Source organism: Zoogloea sp., from assembly GCF_028693495.1.
In the GTDB taxonomy this organism is placed as follows: Bacteria; Pseudomonadota; Gammaproteobacteria; order Burkholderiales; family Rhodocyclaceae; genus Zoogloea.
Window position 1 is genome coordinate 1 of record NZ_JAQUVG010000158.1, and the last position, 4,337, is coordinate 4,337.

Here is a 4,337-nt window from a genome sequence, read left to right on the forward strand (position 1 = left end):
GCATGTCACCGAAGAGCCCTTCGGCCTGTTCCGTGGTGAGGGAGCGGGCGCCTTTGGCGCCGCGGCCGATTTCCTTGATCAGGGGGGCGTAGGTCATGGAGTGGGACGGGGGAAAGGAAGATTTTGCCGAGTTTAGCGGATGGTGCGCGAACTTGTGGACGGCGGGATGTTCCACGCAGGGTGATGATCCTGGAGGGGAACGGTGATGGGAATCGACATGCGTTGGCTGTCGGGATTGTGCGTTGTGCTTGCCGGTGCCGCGCAGGCGACACCCCCGGTGGAGCGGATCCGGGTTCCGGAGGGTTTTCAGGTGTCACTTGTAACCGACCAGGTTCCGGGGGCGCGGGCGCTCGCCCTGGGCGAGTTTGCCGGCGGGCGGGGAGTGGTCTATGTAGGCAGTCGCTCTGCCGGCAAGGTCTATGGGGTGCAGCTGGACGGTAGTCGTGCCGTGGGGGTCCATGTGCTGGCCCGCGGGCTTGATCAGCCGGCGGGCGTGGCCTGGCATGAGGGCAGCCTGTATGTGTCGGCCATGTCGCGGATCCTGGCCCTGGATGGGGTAGGACAGCGCCTCGAAGATCCTCCGTCTCCCCGTGTGGTCACCGACCGCCTGCCTGCGGAGCGTCACCATGGCTGGAAGTTCATTGCCTTCGGCCCGGACGGCCGGTTGTACGTGCCGGTGGGTGCGCCCTGCAACGTATGCGAGCGGGATCCTGACCTGTACGCGAGCATTCAGCGGATGAATCCTGATGGCAGTGCGATGGAAGTGGTGGCCCGCGGGGTGCGCAACACGGTGGGCTTCGACTGGCACCCGGAGGACCGTCGTCTCTGGTTCACCGACAACGGTCGGGACATGCTCGGCGACGACCTGCCGGCCGATGAGCTGAACAGGGTGGACAAGCCCGGGCAGCATTTCGGCTTCCCCTATTGCCATCAGGGCAGTCTGCCCGACCCTGAGCTGGGACCGGGCCAGGGCTGCCAGGCCTATACGCCTCCGGTGGTCCGTCTGGGCGCCCATGTGGCAGCCCTGGGGATGCGTTTTTACACGGGCAGTCAGTTTCCTTCCGAATACCGGCACAACGTGTTCATTGCCGAACATGGCTCCTGGAATCGTAGCCGCAGGTCCGGTTACCGCGTTACCCGGGTAGAGGTCGGCACTCAGGGTAAAGCGCTGCGGTACTCTGTGTTTGCAGAGGGCTGGCTGCAGGTGGATGCCCTGGGGCGGGAGCGGGTGTGGGGGCGTCCGGCGGATGTGCTGGTGCTCCCCGACGGTGCCTTGCTGGTCAGTGATGATCAGGCGGGGGCCCTCTACCGGATCAGTTATACGGGGAGGCCCGGCGTTGCCAGGGCGGCTCCGCAGGCTGTTCCGATTGCATCCGGCGCAGACGATCGCTAGGCTCCGGTTTTTTCCCGCAACAGGAACAGCTAAATGAAAGTCGGTTTCATCGGTCTGGGCATCATGGGACGCCCGATGGCGCTCAATCTCCTCAAGGGTGGTTCTGACCTGACGGTCTGGGCCCGCCGCCCTGAATCCATGACGCCCTTGCTCGAGGCGGGTGCCCGGGGAGCCGGCAGTGCCGCCGAAGTCGCTGCGGCCTGCGACGTGGTGTTTTCCATGGTGGCGGACGCGGCCGACGTGGAGCAGGTGGCCCTGGGTGCTGCCGGTGTCGTCGAAGGGGCCCGGACGGGGTTGATCTTCGTGGACATGAGCACCATCGCGCCGGCCGCTGCCCAGGACATTGCGGCCCGGCTCGCGGACAAGGGGGTTACGATGCTGGATGCTCCGGTCTCCGGCGGCGAGGTGGGGGCGATCAGTGGTGCCCTGACCATCATGGTCGGTGGCGATGAGGCCGCCTTCGCCCGGGTACAGCCCCTGCTGGCCTGCATGGGCAAGACGGCCACCCTGATCGGCGGGCCTGGCGCTGGCCAGGTGGCCAAGGCCTGCAATCAGATCCTCACCGGCATCGGGGTGATGGCGGTGGCCGAGGCTTTCAATTTCGCCCGCAAGAGCGGGGTGGATGCCGCCAAGGTGCGGGAGGCGCTGCTGGGCGGTTTTGCCTACAGCAGGATCCTCGAGAACCATGGCCAGCGCATGCTGGACCGCAACTTCAAGCCGGGCTTCAAGGCCTGGATGCATCAGAAGGACATGAATATCGTGATGCAGGAAGCCCACCGCCTCGGCCTGATGCTGCCGGGCAGTGCCGCCACCGCCCAGCTCTTCAATGCCATGGTGGGGTCCGGGATGGGCGAGGAGGACTCCGTGGCCGCCCTGAAGCTGCTGGAAAACATGTCGGGAGCCTGAGATGCGGGTCGGATTCGTGGGCATGGGGGTGATGGGCCTGCCGATGGCCCGCCACCTGCTGGCGGCTGGTCATGATCTGGCCGTCTGGGCCCGCCGCCCGGCCTCGGCTGACGCGATCGTGGCTGAGGGTGCCCATTTGTGTGTGACTCCCGCCGAACTGGCGGCACGTTCCGAAGTGGTGATTTCCGTCGTCACGGCCAGCCGTGATGTGGAGGAACTGGCCCTGGGGCCGGACGGCCTGATCGAGGGTCTGGCCTCCGGGGCGGTGCATGTGGACATGAGCACCATCGCTCCGGCCACCGCCCGTATGCTGGCTACCCGCTATGCGGAAAGGGGCATTGGCTGGCTGGATGCCCCGGTATCGGGGGGCGAAGCCGGTGCCCGGGAGGCCACGCTGGCGATCATGGTTGGCGGGGCGGAGGAAACCCTGGCGCAGGTGCGCCCCCTGCTTGCCTGCCTGGGCAGGACCGTGGTCCACATCGGTCCTGCCGGTGCGGGCCAGGTGGCCAAGGCCTGCAATCAGATGATCATGGTCAATGTCATCCAGGCCTGTGCCGAGGCCATGCGGCTGGCAGGTGCCCATGGGGTGGAGCTTCATCGGGTGCGTGAAGCACTCATGGGCGGTTCTGCGGCTTCCCGGGTTCTGGATGTGATGGGCGGCCGGATGGCCCGGCGGGACTTTGCGGCGGGTATCCAGTCCCGCCTGCATCACAAGGATTTTGCGATCCTGCTGGAAGAGGCGCGTCAGTTGGGCGTGCCTCTGCCTGTGGCAGCCCAGACCTGGCAGCAGCTCAATGCATTGATGGCTCTGGGGGGCAGTCTGGACGACACTGCCAGTCTGCTGCGGGTGCTGGAAGCGCAGGGCCTTTAAGGAGACTGACATGAAAACGGGTGTGCGCCGCCGTTGCCTGATGCTCGGGCTGGCCGTCCTGGGGAGCACCCTGTTCGGGGGGTGTGCCGGTTTGCAACTGGGCCTCCAGAAGCCGGAGGTGGCGGTTGCGGATCTGCGCCTGCTCGACGGTAACCTGATCGAGCAGCGGTTTGTCCTGACCCTGCGGGTGACCAATCCCAATACCACCGAGATTGCCATCGAGGGGCTCACCTTCACGGTGGACCTGAATGGCCAGTCCTTCGCCAAGGGGGTCAGCAACAAGCCCGTGGTGATTCCCCGCCTGGGCGAGGGGCGGGTGGAGGTCGTGGCCACCACTGGCCTGGGTGGCATCCTGCGCCAGCTCAATGCCTTCCGTGATGGACGTGACAAGGTGGACTACCGTCTGAGGGGGCGTCTGGTCACCGGGAACTTCGGTGGCATCGATTTTGATCAGCAGGGGGAGGTGGCCTTGCCCAGGGGACTCTCCGATCTGGGCAAGGGGACGGCCCCCTCTGGCGGGACGGAGCGTTTCTGAGGGGCGGATTGGATCCGGCTCTTGATCCGTATCCGTGGGGTGCAGGCGGCGCTGTGACAGGGAAGGGGCGACGGGCTCAGGCCGGGGGGGGAGGTTCCCCGCTACCCCCGGCAGGGACCGGCTGAGGAGCGCCGTAGCTGGCAAAGCGTTCGACGACCTGGTCCATTTCAGCTGCCGTCAGAAGGACGGGTTGTCCCAGCTGACAGGCCCGCCAGTACTGGCCGCAGAGGGTTTCAAATTCGATGGCCAGGGCCAGCGTGTGGCGCAGGTCCCGCCCGTAGACCACCATCCCGTGGTTGGCCAGCAGGCAGGCGTTGCGTCCGTCCAGGGCGTCCAGGGCGCCATCGGAGAGGGCCTGGGTGCCGAAGGTGGCGTAGGGCGCGCAGCGGATGTCGTGGCCGCCGAAGCGGGCGATCATGTAATGGAACGCCGGGATCGGGCGCCTCAGGCAGGCCAGGGCGGTGGCATACGGGGAATGGGCGTGGAGCACCGCCCCGGCCTCCGGGTGGGCCGCCAGGATGTCCCGGTGGATACGCCATTCGCTGGATGGGGCAAAGGGTCCCTGCCAGCTGCCGCTCATGGTCATCAGGGCCATGGACGCCTCGTCGCAGTCATCGTAGGGGATGCCCGAG

General features: G+C 66.6%; 5 protein-coding genes and 1 pseudogene. 4 read left to right on the forward strand and 2 right to left on the reverse strand.

The genetic code is table 11. From position 1 onward, the window contains the following. A pseudogene (locus tag PHD22_RS16430) lies at positions 1–97 on the reverse strand (DNA-binding protein YbiB); the annotation flags it as partial. A gap of 108 nt (positions 98–205) precedes the next feature. Here PHD22_RS16430 and PHD22_RS16435 point away from each other — a divergent pair. From PHD22_RS16435 to PHD22_RS16450, 4 genes are read left to right on the forward strand one after another with little or no spacing between them, the layout of a single operon-like run. Next, positions 206–1,393: a PQQ-dependent sugar dehydrogenase gene (locus tag PHD22_RS16435; RefSeq protein WP_299869379.1), complete on the forward strand. Its 1,188-nt coding sequence runs from the start codon at positions 206–208 to the stop codon at positions 1,391–1,393. Positions 1,394–1,426: 33 nt separating this feature from the next. Continuing rightward, positions 1,427–2,299: an NAD(P)-dependent oxidoreductase gene (locus PHD22_RS16440; RefSeq protein ID WP_299869382.1), complete on the forward strand. Its 873-nt coding sequence runs from the start codon at positions 1,427–1,429 to the stop codon at positions 2,297–2,299. A 1-nt stretch (position 2,300) separates the two neighbouring features. After that, positions 2,301–3,170 carry an NAD(P)-dependent oxidoreductase gene (locus tag PHD22_RS16445; protein WP_299869384.1) on the forward strand — a complete coding sequence of 290 codons (870 nt, stop codon included), beginning with the start codon at positions 2,301–2,303 and terminating at the stop codon, positions 3,168–3,170. A gap of 10 nt (positions 3,171–3,180) precedes the next feature. Beyond that, positions 3,181–3,705, forward strand: a complete 525-nt coding sequence (locus tag PHD22_RS16450) for an LEA type 2 family protein (protein ID WP_299869386.1) — start codon at positions 3,181–3,183, stop codon at positions 3,703–3,705. Between the two features lie 76 nt (positions 3,706–3,781). Here the strand turns inward: PHD22_RS16450 and PHD22_RS16455 are convergent. Then, a partial coding sequence (locus PHD22_RS16455; protein WP_299869389.1) for a class II aldolase/adducin family protein occupies positions 3,782–4,337 on the reverse strand: 556 nt, incomplete at its 5' end.

Coding starts and splice junctions, on each gene's coding strand:
- PHD22_RS16435 (WP_299869379.1), top strand. CDS start 206: ATGGGAATCGACATGCGTTGGCTGTCGGGATTGTGCGTTGTGCTTGCC.
- PHD22_RS16440 (WP_299869382.1), top strand. CDS start 1,427: ATGAAAGTCGGTTTCATCGGTCTGGGCATCATGGGACGCCCGATGGCG.
- PHD22_RS16445 (WP_299869384.1), top strand. CDS start 2,301: ATGCGGGTCGGATTCGTGGGCATGGGGGTGATGGGCCTGCCGATGGCC.
- PHD22_RS16450 (WP_299869386.1), top strand. CDS start 3,181: ATGAAAACGGGTGTGCGCCGCCGTTGCCTGATGCTCGGGCTGGCCGTC.